The following is a 15,328-nucleotide window of genomic DNA, read 5'->3' on the forward strand; positions in this document are numbered from 1 at the left end:
GTGTATTACCGGAGGACTGAAAGCGAGTCAGTCAATGACGTCTTTCAGCGCCTCCTCAAGCATATCAAATTGAAAACTGAAGTTTTCTTCCAATAAACGGGCTGGTATCGCCTTTTGTCCCGTCAACAACATCCTCGATAGCTCCCCCATCGCTAGCCTCAATGCAAACGCTGGCGCTGTGCAGAATGCAGGGCGATGAAGCAGTTTCGCCAAGGTGGCGGTGAACTCAGCGTTAGTGACCGGCGTAGGGCTGACAGCATTGTAGGGGCCGCTGCATGTAGGCGTTTCGAGCAAATGCAGCAGAACTCTTAGCAGGTCTTGAATATGGATCCAGGGCATCCACTGGCTTCCGTCGCCGAATTTCCCCCCCAGACCAAGTTTAAAAACGGGTAGCATTTTCTGTAGGAAACCCTCTTTTCCCACCACCAGGCCGATACGGGCGATGGCGACGCGCATGCCAATACTCTCTGCACTTAGGGCGGCGGCTTCCCATTCGCTGCACAGTTCATGTGTGAACTCCTCGTGGGGCGGGTTATGCTCTGTCACTAATAGGTCTTGCTGGTCTCCGTAATAGCCCACGGCGGATGCGGAAACCATTGCTTTGGGGAGCGTTTCCATTTGCTTGCACATGTCAATCAGGTCGTGGGTCAGCGCAATACGGCTTTGCTTCAGCTTTTGCTTACGCGCTTGTGTCCAGTGTCTGTCTGCTACGGGCTCGCCAGCCAGATTGATGATGGCGTCAACCGGTGTTTCTATCAGGTCCGCGCGCAGCTCTCCGATACTGCGGCAGCGCTCTCCCACAAGATGAGATACCTGTTCAGGTCTTCTGCTGAACACAGTAGTGTCGTGTCCACTGGCCCATAGCGCCCGGCACAGTTGTTTGCCGATAAAACCTGTACCCCCGGTCACCAGGATGTGCATGCTTGGATCTCCTTAAACTCTTCCTTTCAACATGTGAGTCGTCGACTGTGCGTGAGTAGTGCGCAGTGGCGATTGGGCTATCTTGTGCCTAATCGGGCGTCTATACAATAAGTTGTTTAAAACTCGACTCTTAGCTCGCTCAGTTAAGGATTTAGCGGCGTAAGCATCTCGCTGCAGTAAGTATCTGAGGCGGCTTGTGGTCTCTCGCAATTATATGCGACCTTGGTCAGCGTGCGCTGGACTGTAGAAGGTCGCGAACAATTCCTTCAACGGCGGCGATGAATAGAGGGTGCTCCCCAAGGGGTGGCAGCAGAGTGATGTCGACGCCAGACTTTTTGGTCAGCGCGGCGGTCATGGCGGGGACATCCTCTCGCAAATGTTTCCCTGCGGCGAAAAAAAGAGGCAGGACCGCTATGGACTGCGCACCCTGATCTTTAGCTTTTATCACGGCTTGTTCCAGTGTGGGTTCCGCAAGCTCCATGAACGCCAGGGAAACCTGAGTGGCGCTTTGGGAAAGGCGTTCCGTCAGTGCGATAAAAGGCTGCAACCAGTTGTTGTCACGGCTGCCATGAGCGAGAAGTATTGTGTGGTCGAAAGTCATAATGAATTGTCGAATCTCCAAGTATGTGCATGGTACGCCGATTAGGCCGGTTTGGTTTGCTGCTTTCTTATTAAGAGGCCTATTTTCTTGACTTGGACGTCTATAATCGAGAGCTTACTCAGTTTTAGGCGGGAAACGAATATCCACTTTGGTTTTTGCGTTGCGTTTTGTGCTGATGGTTACGGAGGGGTGATGTGGTCGGACGGCGAAATTTTACGTTATTGGTTTGGCGAGCAGGATGAGAATGGGTTGCCGCCTCAGGAAAATCTCCGGCGTTGGTTTTCTGAGGCTAAGAGTTATGACCGTGAAATTCGTCGGCGCTTCTTAACGACGGTTGTCCTGGCTTCGGAGCAGGGGTTGCAGCATTGGCGTGATAGTTCCGAAGGCGTACTGGCCCTGATTCTTCTGCAGGATGTTTTACCTCGTTATATCTTCCGTGGCGGCGCCATGGCGTTTGACCAGGATAAGGAGGCCAGAAAAACGGCGCGGGAAGGGCTCAAAAAGGCGCTGGATGTCAGGCTTGAGCCGGTTCAGCGAATCTTTTTCTACATGCCGCTTTTACATTCGGAGAAAGTGTCCGATCAAGAGGAGTCAGTCGCGCTTTATCGACAGCTCGCTGCGACCTGTGAGGCGGGTCCGTTAAGGGACTTTGTCAGTGGCTTCGCAGGCAAGGCGGAAACGAACCGGGACGTCATTCGCCAGTTTGGGCGCTTCCCCCACAGAAACAAGGTATTGAGGCGCGCGAGTCGGCCGGAGGAGGTTGAGTTTTTGCTCTCTTATCCGGCCGTTTACGACTGATCTTGCCTGACGGCTAATTTCTTACTCTAACGCTGCCCACCTGTGAGGATTTTCTGTCTCCTGGGTCACAATGTTGACCTTTGCTGGCTGAGCCTTGTATCCCCCTTTGTTAACATGCGTGGTTCGTCACAGTTTCCTGGACTTTGCGTCAACGGCTCCTGAGTGACGTCTGGAGCCTGGAAGTAAAATAAGAGTTAGTTATGTCTAGTAGCCTTGAATTGGACTTTCCCGCTGTAGATCAGTCTTTATGTGAATCGATTCAATACCAGGGAAGAAAGGCCTCAAGGGTCAAGAGCGAGCAGCGACGCCGAGAGATATTGCAAGCCGCTTTACGTATCGTAGCGAAGGAGGGCGTGCAAGGCGTCAAACATCGCGCCGTGGCGAAAGAGGCGGGCGTCCCCTTGGCCTCCACCACTTATTACTTCAAAGACATCAATGAGTTAATTACTGACGCTTTCATGCTGTTCGCGGAAAAAAGCCGTGAGAAGCTGGAGTTCTTCTACTCTGAACTACGCCGTCTCGCCGAAGTGTATGACGCCGCCTCTGTAATGGAGGATGAGGGACGCAAGCGTGAATTCGCCAACGCGTTAGTGGAAATGGGGACCAACTATGTGCTGGGGCAGGTCCGGCACCACAAGTCTGAGCTTATGTCTGAGCAGGCTTTTTTAATGGAGTCTGTGCGGGATGAGAATCTGAGCGCGTTGGCGCGGCGATATAAAGACGCTTGGTTATCCGGTTTGGTGGAATTTATGCAGTCGCTCGGGTACGAGACCTATGTCGAGGATGCGGCCATTATTATGGGAATGGTGGGCAATCTGGAGCAGGAGGGCGCGCTGCAAGGCGGTCGTATAGACGAAGATAAGGTGCGCAGAGTCTGGCGACGCCTTCTTTATATGATGCTGGATATACGCTAGGCTTCGGTCCCCCGCTTTTGTTTTATGAAATGAAAAAAAATCAAAATAGGGGTTGCGCGCTTTCGGAACGCTAATTATAATGCGCCCACTTCTGTTGAGGAGCGCCTCGAAAGAAGCTGCAAAGCAAGCTAACATCATGATTAGCTTGATCTTTTAAGCGGGAATAGCTCAGTTGGTAGAGCACAACCTTGCCAAGGTTGGGGTCGCGAGTTCGAGTCTCGTTTCCCGCTCCAAATTTTCTCTTCAAGTTTCCATTTCAATCCTTTCAAATAATCCAGTACTTATTCCCAGTCTCCTATTGGTTTCTCTGGATTTTCGGCGTTTTCTTCAACCATCGTCTAAACTTAAAGCCAAGCAGGTCTGTATGGTCTGTAAGTTGGTATCTACCCTGGGGTATTAGGTTATGGCGAGTGTTTTGGACTCTGTTGATCAGCGCACCAAGCTGGTGGGTGAGAATCGCTTGGAGCTTCTCTTGTTCAAACTGGGGATGAGACAGATTTTCGCGATCAATGTGTTCAAAATCCAGGAAGTGCTAAAACTACCCAACTTGACGCAAATGCCGCATCGCCATCCTGTCGTATGTGGCGTTAGTCATATTCGCGATACCACTGTTCCAGTGATTAATCTGTCTCAGGCGATAGGGTTTCGGCCATTACAGCCGGATAAGGACTCCACTATCATCGTGACGGAATACAATCGCACAGTGCAGGCTTTTCTGGTGTCCAGCGTGGACCGTATCGTCAATATGACCTGGGAGCAGATTCTGCCTCCGCCTAAAGGGGCGGGCGGTTCTCATTACGTGACAGCGATAACCTATTATAACGACCAGATTGTTGAAATTATTGATGTGGAGCGCGTGCTGGCGGATATTCGTCCGTATTCCACTGACGTTTCCGACACGGCGCTGACGGAGAATATTCGAAAGGTTGCTCAAGGTAAGGAAGTGCTGTTGGTGGACGATTCGCCGGTAGCGATCAGTCAGGCGATTGGGACCTTGCAGAAAGTCGGGCTGAAAGTGATTACCGCCAGAAATGGTCTGGAAGCCTATAACCTCCTCAAGAAATGGGCTGATGAAGGCGTCAATGTACCTGAAAAGCTTCTAATGGTGGTGACCGACGCTGAGATGCCGGCGATGGATGGTTACAGGCTGACTACGGAAATTCGTAACGATCCCCGCCTGAAAGACCTGTATGTGGTGCTGCATACCTCTCTAAGCGGCAGCTTCAACAAGGCGATGGTGGAAAAGGTGGGGTGTAACAACTTTTTATCCAAGTTTCAGCCGGATGAACTGGCGGCGTTAGTGCAATCGCGGCTTAATTCATTGGCGGCTCGCTAGGGCGCTGCAAAGAGCTCTTCTCTCGACCCTTGTCCTCTGATGTAGACCTAATTAGACTGCCTGTTTCCGCCTGCTTAGAATAGGCTGTTTTATTTTTTCGCGTCGACAACCCACGCATTTTGTCCCTTCCCTGTATACCCAGTGCGCTATGCCTGCGTTGAGGCGAGAGCGCGCTTAGGAGAGAGTTATGACGGATATCCGAGTTACCGAGTTAAATATTTACCCCATTAAATCCTGTGCGGGCGTTAGTCTCAGCAAAGTGGCGATTACGAATTGGGGGGTGGATCGCGATCGACGTTTTATGCTGGTGGATGCGAATGGCAAATTCATCACGGCGAGAAAGCATCATCGGCTGGTATTGGTGAAGGCGGTTACTGCGGATAATGGTTTGATGTTGTCGGCGCCAGGAATGAGCGGCTTGTATATTGAGGCTCCAGATCGGCAAGATGCATCCATGGAGTCTGTGCAGGTATGGAAAGACGAGGTGTCTGCGGTGTTTGTCGATGCGCGCGCAGATGCTTGGTTTAGTGAGTTTTTGGGCGAGCAGGCGCGTCTTGTGTATATTCCTGAGCACAGTTTTCGGCAAGTGGATCGGGCTTATTACGACGCGCCGCAAAAAGTCAGTTTTGCTGATGGCTATCCTATTTTGGCCACCTCTGAGTCCTCTTTGGAGGACCTGAATGGCCGCTTAAATAATCCTGTTAAAATGACTCATTTTCGCCCGAATATTGTCGTGGCTGGCGCCGATAGCTTTGCGGAAGATCATTGGCGGCGATTGCGCATAGGCGAAGTGGAGTTTGCGGCGGTTAAGCCTTGTTCAAGATGTGTCTTTACGACGATTGATCCTGCTACGGGCCATAAATCTCCGGACACTGAGCCTTTGCGTACTCTTGCGTCTTATCGTAAAACTGAGCTTGGTGCGATATTCGGGCAAAACCTGGTGCAATTGAATCACGGGATTATTTGCGTTGGCGATAAAGTGGAGTTGCTCGACTAAGTGGTTGGGGCGCGGGTCTCTTTTCAAATAACGAATTCAGAAACTATTAGATTTTAGAAGGTTACGATGGCATTGCTACGGCTGAAAGATGTTTCCCTGGCGTTTGGAATGGCTCCGTTGCTGGATCATGCGGACTTGGTGATTGAGTCACAGGAACGGTTATGTCTGGTCGGCCGCAACGGAGCAGGTAAATCCACGCTTTTGAAAGTGTGCGCCGGTGAAATCAAGCCGGATGGCGGCGAAATAAATAGAGGCAGGGATCTGAAAATGGCCTATCTGCCGCAAGAACTACCGGAGCGAGGCGACGCCAGTGTGCGCTCTGTGGTGGCGGAAGGGCTGGCGGAAGTGGGGGAATGGCTTGCGGCCTATGACGCGCTGACTCAGCAAGGCGCAGAAGGTAATGTGGCGGAGCTTGAGCGCCTGCATAACAAGATCGAGACACATGACGGCTGGCGTTTGCGTCAGAAGGTCGAAGCGGTGATGCAACGCCTGGAGCTGCCGGGCGATAAGTCTATCTCTGAATTGTCAGGAGGCTGGCGTCGACGTGTATTTCTGGCGCGCGCTCTGGTGCAGGAGCCGAACCTGCTCATGCTGGACGAACCCACCAACCATCTGGATATCGACATGATCACCTGGTTGGAGGAAGAGCTGTTGCAGTTCGGCGGCAGCGTACTGTTTATCTCTCATGATCGTGCTTTCATCGACCGTCTGGCGACTCGCGTCATTGAGCTGGATCGCGGCAAATTGTCGAGCTGGCCGGCGCCCTATGACGCCTATCTGGCCAAAAAAGAGGAACAGCTTGCGGCGGAGGAAAAGGAGTGGGAGCGCTTCGATAAGAAACTGGCGGAAGAAGAAGTTTGGATTCGTCAAGGAATCAAGGCGCGTCGTACTCGTAATGAGGGGCGAGTCAGAGCGCTGAAAAAACTGCGGGAAGAGCGCAGGCAGCGACGCGACCGGGTAGGGCAGGTGAGTCTGAAGGTGGAATCCGAGGAGCGCTCAGGCAATTTGGTGGCGGAGCTGAAAAATGTCAGTTTTGGGTATGCGGACCAGCCCAATCTTGTGAAGGATCTGAGCTGGCAGTTGATGCGCAAAGATCGGGTGGGCTTACTGGGTCCTAACGGTTGTGGTAAATCGACGTTTATAAAGTTGATCCTGGGCGGCTTGGAGGCGACGGAGGGCGTTATTAAGCGCGGCTCTCGGCTGCAAGTGGCCTACTTTGACCAATTGCGCGGGCAAATCGACCCTGAAGCCAGCGTCTGGGATAACGTCGCCAAAGGAAAAGATTTTATCGAGGTTGGCGGTCGTAACGTTCATGTCACCGGCTACCTGAAAGACTTCTTGTTTTCCCCGGAAAGATTGCGTACTCCCGCCAAAGCGTTGTCCGGCGGTGAAATTAACCGGCTGTTGCTGGCCAAGCTGTTCACCATGCCGGCGAACTTTTTGGTGCTTGATGAACCTACCAACGACTTGGATATGGACACGCTTGATCTGTTGGAGAATCTGCTGGCGGAGTTTGACGGCACAATTCTGCTGGTGTCTCACGATCGTTTCTTCATCGACAACGTTGTGACCAGCACGCTGGTGTTCGAGGGGAATGGCAAGATATCCGAATATCCCGGCGGTTATAACGACTGGTTGACGCAGCGTCCAGTGGTCAAGGCCGAAGCCAGGTCTGCTGAACCCAGGGCTCAGGCCGCTAAGCCAAAAGCGGCGTCGGACGGCGGCAAGGCGGCCAAGCTCAGCTACAAGCTGCAGCGCGAACTGGATGCTTTGCCCAAGGAAATTGAGCGACTGGAAGCTGAAGTGGCTGCTATGCAGGAAGAGGTGTCCGCCGCTGATTTCTATAGTCGTCCCCATGAGGAGGTGAGCCATGCGCTTACGTCTCTGGCGGAGTTGGAGCAAACTCTGGAAAAGACCATGGAAAGGTGGATGGAGCTTGAAGAAATGGCGGGCGGGGGCTGATCGAGGGTTACAAATTTAAAAATATTGGCATCCGCAAATCCGCTACACTTGAAAATAAAAGGAGTAACTTCAGCAGCCGACGGACTCCGTTGAGAAAGTATTAGTCTTCTGTCGCCTTAATTGATTACGGAGAGATAAAGCTATATGCGGGTGCGTTACGAATTCCGTTTCGATGATAATCGAGTGTTGGACTACATCATCGAGACGGAGAGAGAAGACAAGAGCATGCACTCAGAGCCGCCCGCCGAGTGGACTGAGCTGAAGAATTGTCAGTGCTCGAACTGCCCTCTCAAGAAGGACGCTGAACGCTATTGTCCCGCCGCGCTCGACATGCAGAAGATTGTTGCGGACTTTCGTTCCGAACCGGCTTTTCAGAAAGTCGAGGTGACTGTTTTCACCAAGGAACGCAATTACCACAAGCGCACAGGCCTGGAAGAGGCGCTGCGCTCGTTGATGGGGTTGGTGATGGCGACCAGTCACTGCCCCATACTCGGTGAGTTAAGGCCCATGGCCATACACCACATGCCGTTTTCCAATGGCGAAGAATTTATTCTCCGGTCTGTCTCTATCTATCTCGTGCAGCAGTACTTTAAGTTTCGCGATGGGGAAAAGCCGGATTGGGAGCTTAAAGGGCTGGTGGAGCGCAACCGCCGTCTACAGCTGGTGAATCAGGCGTTGTGGCAACGCATTCACTCCGCCTGCGACGGCGATTCCAACTTGAAGGCGTTGTTGAGCTTTTTTTCGTTGGCGTCGAGCGTCACATTCTCACTGGAGACACAGTTACAGAAGCTGCGCAAGTCTTTTGAGTCTGGAGAGTGGGTGGCTCCGCTATAGCGGAGCGCGTTAGACCGGATTTATTTCATTGAATGCTCAGTCGCTGATGCGGATCGCCAAAACATCGCATTTCGCGCCGTGCAATACGCCATTCGCCGTGGAACCCAACAATAACTGCAATCCGTGGCGGCCGTGGCTGCCGACAATGACCAAATCAATGTCATTCTCTTCCGCGTAGCGGTGAATTTCCCCTTCCGGGCGTCCTACCAGCACCGCCGTAGCGCTATTGGTCAGCGCGTGCTCTTCTATCAGTTTTTGCAGTTTTTCTTCGCTGTGTTTTTGTAGTTGTTGCTGGATATCTCCCAGGTCCAACGGAATGTCGCCGCCATAGGCGTAACTGATGGGTTCGATAACGTGCGTCAGATGCAGGCGGGCCTGAGTCGCCTGTTGCATCTTCAGGGCCTTGGCGATGACTTGTTCGCCTTCATCGCTAAGGTCCAGGGCGACGAGAATATTCTTATACATGATGTGCTCCTTTTGGCTGTAATGGTCCGAAAGTATTTTCCAAGTGTGTAACTTTTCGGTAGTGTCCGCAAAACTGAAAACAGCTTAATGCTAATGAAACATGCGTTGAGATGACAGCGGACAAAATCAGGTGAAAAAGTGCTTCCTGGTTTCGTGGGAGCTGCGACGCGTTGAGTGGCCTTTGGACAGGATGAACGGCTAATGACAACAGCTTTGATAATCATTTTTTGTGTGGTGGGAATTGTCGGCGGCTCAATTTTCTGGGTGTTGCCAAGTCCGGAGGAACGACGACGCATGCGCTTGCGTCAGCAGGCCCTCGCGGCGGGGTTTAGAGTGCGACAGACTGCGCCGGAAAAGCTGGATGAAGCATTGAAAAACCTGGAAGCCGATGCGTGGCGCACCCACTTTTACTATAAGGCGATACCGGCGTCGCGAACTCCTCGCAGGGTGCTGTACGCCAATCAGGGTGGCGAGTTGAAGCAGCAGTCCATAAGCGGAAATTTTCCTCATGAACTGCTTTCAGATGATGATCTGCGTGAGCTGTCTTCCCAGGTTAAAGCAGTGCAAATTACGGGGCATGAAGTGGGTTTCCTGTGGGAGGAGAGGGGAGCGCCGGAAGACTTGGAGAAGGTGCTGCAACGCATTAATAAGGTAGCAGTGGCCGCTGGCGGACGCTGATAAAGCACGCCTGAGTCAAGGTTGTAAAGCAAGATTAATAGCGGCGTGTCTAAGCGCCGCTATAGGCTTTGGCGAGACTGTCCAGATCGCTGATGATCCTTTTTGAATACAGGTTCACGACGTAGGAAACGTTGTTCTCGTTGTAGTTGATATAAGAGTTCTTGATGAATTCCCATTTGGTCGAAATGTTGTCTAAAGTCTTGCGCGTGGCGTCGGTGTTTTGCTGTGACGCCAGGAGCCGGGCGATGTTTTTGTCAAAGCTGATCGCCTGAACATCCATGGGCTCCTCGCTTTTGGCTCCTTGGAATATTTGCGTCACGTTGGAGGCGCTGCGGGCGGAATACTTGGTCAACATGCTTTCCAGGATGATCTTGGAGTTGCGCACCAGCTCAATCACCTCCGGGGGGCGGTGGCCTGAAATTTCCATGGTTTTGTCGTAAGTCCTTTCCGTGGCGCCTACCAGGTCGATATTCACCTGCGCCATGTCGCCCACCAGCCGCAGGTCAGGGTAGCCCACCTTCACAATGTCGTTCATATTGGTGGTCAGCAGTTCCTTGTACTTGAGCCAGGTGGCGCTCATAACGCTCAACTCTCCCTGCACCTCAACGATGCCGTCCTGAGATTCCAGGGCTTTAAAGGTTGCGTTCATAAAATCGATTTCCTGGTTCACCTCGGATTGGATGTCTTTGTCGCCAGGATTCAAAGTGAAATTGTAATACGCATTGATGGTCTGATAAGAGTGCGTCTGCACGTCGTGCAAATGCTTGAGAATGGCTTCAGCTTGCGCATTGTTCAGCGCAAAGGAATGTGACGAATACAGGGCGAGAAGTGCAAGAAAACAACACCAGAGAGGATTCCGGTGTATACCCGATTGGCTCATAGACACGCTCTCCAGGAAATTTGGGCGCAGAAGGCCACCTGCTATTTTTATAATTATGTTTCCGACTTGCCGGTGCGGCTTTCCACTGTTTTTTTTAAATTATTTCCAACGACGCCTTCAATGGCCGGCCTGGCTACCAACCGCCGGTTTATAAATAGAAAAAATAGGGGAAATGCCTGCGCTAGTCAAAAAGTTATAAGCTTATTGTCCTATTATGTGGGGGCGCTCAGGGCGCATCCAAGGGACGCCTAACTTAAAAAGTAAGGTGAAATATACTGCATAATTTCATGAAAAATAAATCTTAAAAATTTTTAAAGCGGCTGAAAATGCCATAAGTGTAAGCAATTATTGACAAAAATCGCCGCCAAATTTTCGGGAAGAGATTGACAAACGAGCCAAAATTATCCATGTTGTTGCGACCTGATTCAAACGAGCGTATGAATTGTTGTTCGATGCATCGGCTTTGATTCCGAAGCTCCGGAGAAGGGCGGCCCGGCAAGGCGTCCGTTGGGGACCCGTAAATAGGGCAATAAACCAGTGCTAAACAATGCTTGGAGATCCGTTGATGATTTACGCAGGTAAAGCCATCACAGTCAAAGAGATCGAGGATGGTATCGCAGTACTAACTTTCGATTTGCAAGGCGAGTCTGTAAATAAATTTAACCGCTTGACGCTGACTGAGTTGGCGGAAGCGACCCAGAAACTACAAAGTCAACAAGGCATTACTGGCCTTGTCGTTACCAGCAACAAAGATTGTTTCATCGTTGGCGCTGATATCACTGAATTCCAGGAATTGTTTGCCGGCTCTGAAGAAGAGCTGGTCGCCAACAACCTGGAAGCCAATAAGATTTTCTCCGCTGTTGAAGATCTGCCATTCCCCACAGTGACCGCCATTAACGGCATCGCTTTGGGCGGTGGTTTTGAGATGTGTCTATCCACTGACTTCCGCGTCATGTCCACCAGCGCGAAAGTGGGTCTGCCGGAAGTAAAACTGGGTATCTTCCCAGGATTCGGCGGAACAGTGCGTTTATCCCGTCTGGTTGGCGCCGACTATGCGATCGAATGGATCTGCGCAGGCGGCGAAAAGAGAGCGGAGCAGGCGCAGAAAGAAGGCGCTGTAGACGCGGTGGTCGCTCCAGAGAAGTTGATGGATGCAGCCCTGTCTGTGTTGCGCCAGGCGATCGAAGGCAAGCTGGATTACAAAGCGCGTCGGGAAGAGAAAACCGGCAAGCTGAAGCTGAACCCGATGGAAAGCATGATGGCGTTTGAAACCGCCAAAGGCTATGTGGCGGGCCAGGCTGGACGTAACTATCCGTCGCCTGTTGAAGCCATCAAGGTGATGCAGAAGCACGCGGGCATGACTCGCGACAAGGCGATCGAAGTGGAGGCCAAAGGCTTCGCGAAAATGGCGAAAACCTCTGTGGCGCACAGCTTGATCGGTTTGTTCCTGAATGATCAGGAGCTGAAGAAAAAAGCGAAAGATCTGGAGCCTAAGGCCGGCGAAGTCAAACAGGCGGCGGTATTGGGCGCAGGCATCATGGGCGGCGGCGTAGCGTATCAGTCCGCGCTGAAAGGCACGCCTATCCTGATGAAAGACATCAATCAGTCCGGTATTGATCTGGGTCTGAAAGAAGCCAAGAAACTGCTGACCAAGCGCGTCGACAAAGGCCGCATGAATGCAGGGGAAATGGCGGATGTTCTGAACCGCATCACTCCGACGTTGAGCTACGGCGATTTCGGAACGGTGGATCTGGTGGTTGAAGCGGTTGTTGAAAACCCGAAGGTCAAAGACATCGTTTTGCGTGAAGTGGAAGATCTGGTGCGGGAGGATACAATCCTGACCTCCAATACTTCTACTATCTCCATCAATCGTTTGGCGCAGAATCTGAAGCGTCCGGAAAATTTCTGCGGCATGCACTTCTTCAATCCAGTGCACATGATGCCTCTGGTGGAAGTTATCCGTGGCGAGAAAACCAGTGAAAAAGCCATCGCCACCACTGTGGCGTACGCCAAGGCGATGGGTAAAACGCCTATCGTTGTGAACGACTGCCCTGGATTCCTGGTTAACCGTATCCTGTTCCCCTATTTTGGCGGCTTCATTGGTCTGGTGCGCGATGGCGCCGATTTCCAGCAAGTTGACAAGGTAATGGAGCGCTTCGGCTGGCCGATGGGTCCTGCTTACCTGCTCGACGTAGTAGGCATGGACACGGCGAAGCACGCCGGCGACGTGATGGCGGAAGGTTTCCCGGATCGCATGAGCTACTCCGAAACCACCATAATCGACGTCATGTTCGATAAAGGTCGTTACGGTCAGAAGAGCGACAAGGGCTTCTACGCTTACGAGCTGGATAAGAAAGGTAAGCAGAAGAAAATTGTCGACGACAGCGTTGATGCGCTGATCAAATCCGTGCAGAAGTCTCAGCGCGACTTCTCTGAAGAGGAAATCATCGAGCGCATGATGGTGCCTTTGTGCATCGAAACCGTTCGCTGCCTGGAAGACGGCATCGTCGAGACTGCGGCGGAAGCGGATATGGGCTTGATCTTCGGCATCGGTTTCCCTCCGTTCCGTGGGGGCGCGTTGCGTTATATTGACTCTCTGGGCGTGGAAGAGTTCTGCAAGATCGCTGATAAATATGCGGATCTGGGCGCTCTGTATCATCCGACCCAAGGGCTGCGCGACATGGCTAAGTCCGGCAAGAAGTTTTTCGGCTAATTGCTGATAGAGAATTCCCGACGGAGAAAATGATATGAGTCTGAATCCAAGAGACGTTGTCGTTATCGACTGTGTTCGCAGCCCGATGGGGCGCGCCAAGGCGGGTTGCTTCCGCAACGTGCGCGCAGAGACGCTGTCAGCGACGTTGATTGACGCATTATTCGATCGCAATGACAAAGTAGACCCTGCGGAAGTTGAAGATCTGATCTGGGGTTGTGTAAACCAGACCCTGGAGCAAGGTTTCAACGTGGCGCGGCAGATTTCCCTGCTGACCCGCATTCCGCATACTTCGTCAGCGCAAACGGTAAACCGCTTGTGCGGTTCCGCCATGTCCGCAATTCATACTGCGGCGCAGGCGATCATGACTGGCAATGGCGACGTGTTTGTAGTGGGCGGCGTTGAGCACATGGGGCACGTGCCTATGACTCAAGGCTTTGACCACAACCCTGCCGCAAGTAAGTATTCCGCTAAAGCATCCAACATGATGGGGCTGACGGCGGAAATGCTGGCGAAAATGCACGGCATCAGCCGTCAGCAACAGGATGAGTTTGGCGCTCGCTCCCACCGTTTGGCGCACGAAGCCACGCTGGAAGGACGCTTCCGTAATGAAATCATCTCTATTCAAGGGCATGACGACGATGGCTTCCCTGCGCTGATCGAGAATGATGAAACGATTCGTCCTGAAACCACGGCTGAAAGTCTGGCGCAGCTGCGTCCCGCTTTTGATCCTAAGAGCGGCACGGTTACGGCGGGTCAGTCTTCTCAGTTGACGGACGGCGCTTCCGCTATGTTGCTGATGTCCGCTGAGCGGGCTCAGGCATTGGGACTGACGCCAATGGCGAAAATTCGCTCTATGGCTACCGCCGGTTGCGATCCCGCCATCATGGGATATGGTCCTGTGCCGGCGACCAAGAAAGCGCTTAAGCGCGCAGGCCTGAAAGTGGAAGATATTGATTTCTGGGAGCTGAATGAGGCCTTTGCCGCGCAGTCTCTGCCAGTTATCAAAGATCTGAAACTCATGGACGTGGTCGACCAGAAAGTTAACCTGAATGGCGGCGCTATCGCTTTGGGTCACCCTCTGGGTTGCTCAGGCGCGCGTATCTCCACTACCTTGCTGAATATCATGGCCGCCAAAGGCGGTACGCTGGGTGTATCCACCATGTGTATCGGTCTGGGTCAGGGTATAGCGACCGTTTGGGAGCGCATCTAGCACGTTGAGGCTTCGGCTCGGGAGATTAGGGTCGGAAGCAATGAAATCCGGCGTTCCGTAAGGGGCTCCGGATTTTTTTATGAGTGGAGATGTTGGTCTGGAAAGCTGAGTAAGGTTTTTACTGAGTTTCCTGGGAGCGATTCTGGGGTTCGCCGTCTCGCATCAGGCTTTTGATCTTGTCGGATATCTCTTTGATCTGATCGTTCTTGTTGGGAATTTCCAGGCGTGTGCGCTTGAGCGCCTCGCGAGCGTGCTTGAAGTGCTTTTCGGCCCCGGCTTTATCGTTCTGCGCCACCAGATTTTCCGCCATTTGCAGTTGGCTGCCGACTTCTACATCCAGCGCCATTTCCCGCAGGTGATGGCTGTACTCTTCATAAAGAGGGACGGGTAGCGAGCCGCGCAGCTTGAAGCGTTGCAATTTTTGCAGGCACTCGGAAAGGGAGCGCTGGATGGCGGCGATTGCTGCGTCGCTGGTCACTATTTTTTCCGCCTGGGGTAGAAGAACGCCGGTTTTCAGATCACGCTCCCTTTGTTTCAGGTTATCCAGTAGGATGCGTAGCTCTTCGGACTTGCGATCCATTTTGGTCATGGATTGCGCGATCTCGATCATGGCGTGATTGAGGCTGATGGCGATGTTGGCGGAATCATCCACTCGCATGATGACCTGAAATAACGAATTAATTTCTTCGTATTTTTGTTTTAACGATTTAAGTTGGCTTTGACGATAAGCTAACGCCTGCTGTCGCGAGTACATAACGCCGCTAACGATGATCGAAGCAGTTATGAAAATAGCGAGTAAGACGATTAAAGTTGTCATATAAAAGGCGACGGAAGCATTTTTAAATTTATGTGTCGTTCTTATTAAGTGTTAACGACATTGCGGGGTAGGGCAAGTTATCGGGGTTAAATAGACGCCGACAAATCGGGCCTAGCCGGCTATTTTTACTTTAAATACCAGATTTTCTGGCAATCACTTGACCCGTCGACTACAACCTCTAATATATGACGGCTATTTCAAC

General features: G+C 52.1%; 14 protein-coding genes and 1 tRNA gene. 10 read left to right on the forward strand and 5 right to left on the reverse strand.

What is annotated here, in order from left to right:
• Positions 1-27: 27 nt before the first annotated feature.
• Together O5O45_RS03880 and O5O45_RS03885 are read right to left on the reverse strand one after the other, a co-directional pair.
• Positions 28-921 carry a TIGR01777 family oxidoreductase gene (locus tag O5O45_RS03880; protein ID WP_305903966.1) on the reverse strand — a complete coding sequence of 298 codons (894 nt, stop codon included), beginning with the start codon at positions 919-921 and terminating at the stop codon, positions 28-30.
• A gap of 226 nt (positions 922-1,147) precedes the next feature.
• Positions 1,148-1,522, reverse strand: coding sequence for a sirohydrochlorin chelatase (locus tag O5O45_RS03885; RefSeq protein ID WP_305903967.1), 375 nt, complete (start codon positions 1,520-1,522; stop codon positions 1,148-1,150).
• A gap of 192 nt (positions 1,523-1,714) precedes the next feature.
• On the opposite strand from O5O45_RS03885, the gene O5O45_RS03890 reads away from it, so the two are divergent.
• The 7 genes from O5O45_RS03890 (at position 1,715) to O5O45_RS03920 (ending at position 8,363) form a co-directional block, all read left to right on the forward strand.
• Positions 1,715-2,320, forward strand: coding sequence for a DUF924 family protein (locus O5O45_RS03890; protein WP_305903968.1), 606 nt, complete (start codon positions 1,715-1,717; stop codon positions 2,318-2,320).
• A 200-nt stretch (positions 2,321-2,520) separates the two neighbouring features.
• Positions 2,521-3,234 carry a TetR/AcrR family transcriptional regulator gene (locus tag O5O45_RS03895; protein WP_305903969.1) on the forward strand — a complete coding sequence of 238 codons (714 nt, stop codon included), beginning with the start codon at positions 2,521-2,523 and terminating at the stop codon, positions 3,232-3,234.
• A gap of 157 nt (positions 3,235-3,391) precedes the next feature.
• Positions 3,392-3,467: transfer RNA gene (locus tag O5O45_RS03900), tRNA-Gly, on the forward strand.
• A gap of 170 nt (positions 3,468-3,637) precedes the next feature.
• Positions 3,638-4,570, forward strand: a complete 933-nt coding sequence (locus O5O45_RS03905) for a chemotaxis protein CheV (RefSeq protein ID WP_305903970.1) — start codon at positions 3,638-3,640, stop codon at positions 4,568-4,570.
• A 187-nt stretch (positions 4,571-4,757) separates the two neighbouring features.
• Positions 4,758-5,567, forward strand: coding sequence for an MOSC domain-containing protein (locus O5O45_RS03910; RefSeq protein WP_305903971.1), 810 nt, complete (start codon positions 4,758-4,760; stop codon positions 5,565-5,567).
• Between the two features lie 66 nt (positions 5,568-5,633).
• Positions 5,634-7,529: an ATP-binding cassette domain-containing protein gene (locus tag O5O45_RS03915; protein ID WP_305903972.1), complete on the forward strand. Its 1,896-nt coding sequence runs from the start codon at positions 5,634-5,636 to the stop codon at positions 7,527-7,529.
• A 144-nt stretch (positions 7,530-7,673) separates the two neighbouring features.
• Positions 7,674-8,363, forward strand: a complete 690-nt coding sequence (locus O5O45_RS03920) for a DUF6901 family protein (protein WP_011398521.1) — start codon at positions 7,674-7,676, stop codon at positions 8,361-8,363.
• Positions 8,364-8,399: 36 nt separating this feature from the next.
• On the opposite strand, the gene O5O45_RS03925 is transcribed toward O5O45_RS03920, so the two are convergent.
• Positions 8,400-8,828 (reverse strand): universal stress protein, encoded by a 429-nt coding sequence (locus O5O45_RS03925; RefSeq protein ID WP_305903973.1) that lies wholly within the window; start codon positions 8,826-8,828, stop codon positions 8,400-8,402.
• 201 nt (positions 8,829-9,029) lie between these two features.
• Here O5O45_RS03925 and O5O45_RS03930 point away from each other — a divergent pair, with 201 nt between their 5' ends.
• Positions 9,030-9,506, forward strand: coding sequence for a hypothetical protein (locus tag O5O45_RS03930; protein ID WP_305903974.1), 477 nt, complete (start codon positions 9,030-9,032; stop codon positions 9,504-9,506).
• A gap of 49 nt (positions 9,507-9,555) precedes the next feature.
• Here O5O45_RS03930 and O5O45_RS03935 read toward each other — a convergent pair whose 3' ends face one another.
• Positions 9,556-10,386: a hypothetical protein gene (locus O5O45_RS03935; protein WP_305903975.1), complete on the reverse strand. Its 831-nt coding sequence runs from the start codon at positions 10,384-10,386 to the stop codon at positions 9,556-9,558.
• Positions 10,387-10,951: 565 nt separating this feature from the next.
• Here O5O45_RS03935 and fadB point away from each other — a divergent pair.
• Together fadB and fadA are read left to right on the forward strand one after the other, a co-directional pair.
• Positions 10,952-13,099: a fatty acid oxidation complex subunit alpha FadB gene (gene fadB, locus O5O45_RS03940; RefSeq protein WP_305903976.1), complete on the forward strand. Its 2,148-nt coding sequence runs from the start codon at positions 10,952-10,954 to the stop codon at positions 13,097-13,099.
• Between the two features lie 34 nt (positions 13,100-13,133).
• Positions 13,134-14,309 (forward strand): acetyl-CoA C-acyltransferase FadA, encoded by a 1,176-nt coding sequence (gene fadA, locus O5O45_RS03945; protein ID WP_305903977.1) that lies wholly within the window; start codon positions 13,134-13,136, stop codon positions 14,307-14,309.
• 118 nt (positions 14,310-14,427) lie between these two features.
• On the opposite strand, the gene O5O45_RS03950 is transcribed toward fadA, so the two are convergent.
• Positions 14,428-15,063: a hypothetical protein gene (locus O5O45_RS03950; protein ID WP_305903978.1), complete on the reverse strand. Its 636-nt coding sequence runs from the start codon at positions 15,061-15,063 to the stop codon at positions 14,428-14,430.
• Positions 15,064-15,328 lie beyond the last annotated feature (265 nt).

The sequence above is a fragment of the Hahella sp. HNIBRBA332 genome (assembly GCF_030719035.1).
In the GTDB taxonomy this organism is placed as follows: Bacteria; Pseudomonadota; Gammaproteobacteria; order Pseudomonadales; family Oleiphilaceae; genus Hahella.

What these genes read in the sequence shown, in the direction of transcription:
- O5O45_RS03880 (WP_305903966.1), bottom strand. Translation starts at nt 921, where the DNA reads ATGCACATCCTGGTGACCGGGGGTACAGGTTTTATCGGCAAACAACTG.
- O5O45_RS03885 (WP_305903967.1), bottom strand. Translation starts at nt 1,522, where the DNA reads ATGACTTTCGACCACACAATACTTCTCGCTCATGGCAGCCGTGACAAC.
- O5O45_RS03890 (WP_305903968.1), top strand. Translation starts at nt 1,715, where the DNA reads ATGTGGTCGGACGGCGAAATTTTACGTTATTGGTTTGGCGAGCAGGAT.
- O5O45_RS03895 (WP_305903969.1), top strand. Translation starts at nt 2,521, where the DNA reads ATGTCTAGTAGCCTTGAATTGGACTTTCCCGCTGTAGATCAGTCTTTA.
- O5O45_RS03905 (WP_305903970.1), top strand. Translation starts at nt 3,638, where the DNA reads ATGGCGAGTGTTTTGGACTCTGTTGATCAGCGCACCAAGCTGGTGGGT.
- O5O45_RS03910 (WP_305903971.1), top strand. Translation starts at nt 4,758, where the DNA reads ATGACGGATATCCGAGTTACCGAGTTAAATATTTACCCCATTAAATCC.
- O5O45_RS03915 (WP_305903972.1), top strand. Translation starts at nt 5,634, where the DNA reads ATGGCATTGCTACGGCTGAAAGATGTTTCCCTGGCGTTTGGAATGGCT.
- O5O45_RS03920 (WP_011398521.1), top strand. Translation starts at nt 7,674, where the DNA reads ATGCGGGTGCGTTACGAATTCCGTTTCGATGATAATCGAGTGTTGGAC.
- O5O45_RS03925 (WP_305903973.1), bottom strand. Translation starts at nt 8,828, where the DNA reads ATGTATAAGAATATTCTCGTCGCCCTGGACCTTAGCGATGAAGGCGAA.
- O5O45_RS03930 (WP_305903974.1), top strand. Translation starts at nt 9,030, where the DNA reads ATGACAACAGCTTTGATAATCATTTTTTGTGTGGTGGGAATTGTCGGC.
- O5O45_RS03935 (WP_305903975.1), bottom strand. Translation starts at nt 10,386, where the DNA reads ATGAGCCAATCGGGTATACACCGGAATCCTCTCTGGTGTTGTTTTCTT.
- fadB (WP_305903976.1), top strand. Translation starts at nt 10,952, where the DNA reads ATGATTTACGCAGGTAAAGCCATCACAGTCAAAGAGATCGAGGATGGT.
- fadA (WP_305903977.1), top strand. Translation starts at nt 13,134, where the DNA reads ATGAGTCTGAATCCAAGAGACGTTGTCGTTATCGACTGTGTTCGCAGC.
- O5O45_RS03950 (WP_305903978.1), bottom strand. Translation starts at nt 15,063, where the DNA reads ATGTACTCGCGACAGCAGGCGTTAGCTTATCGTCAAAGCCAACTTAAA.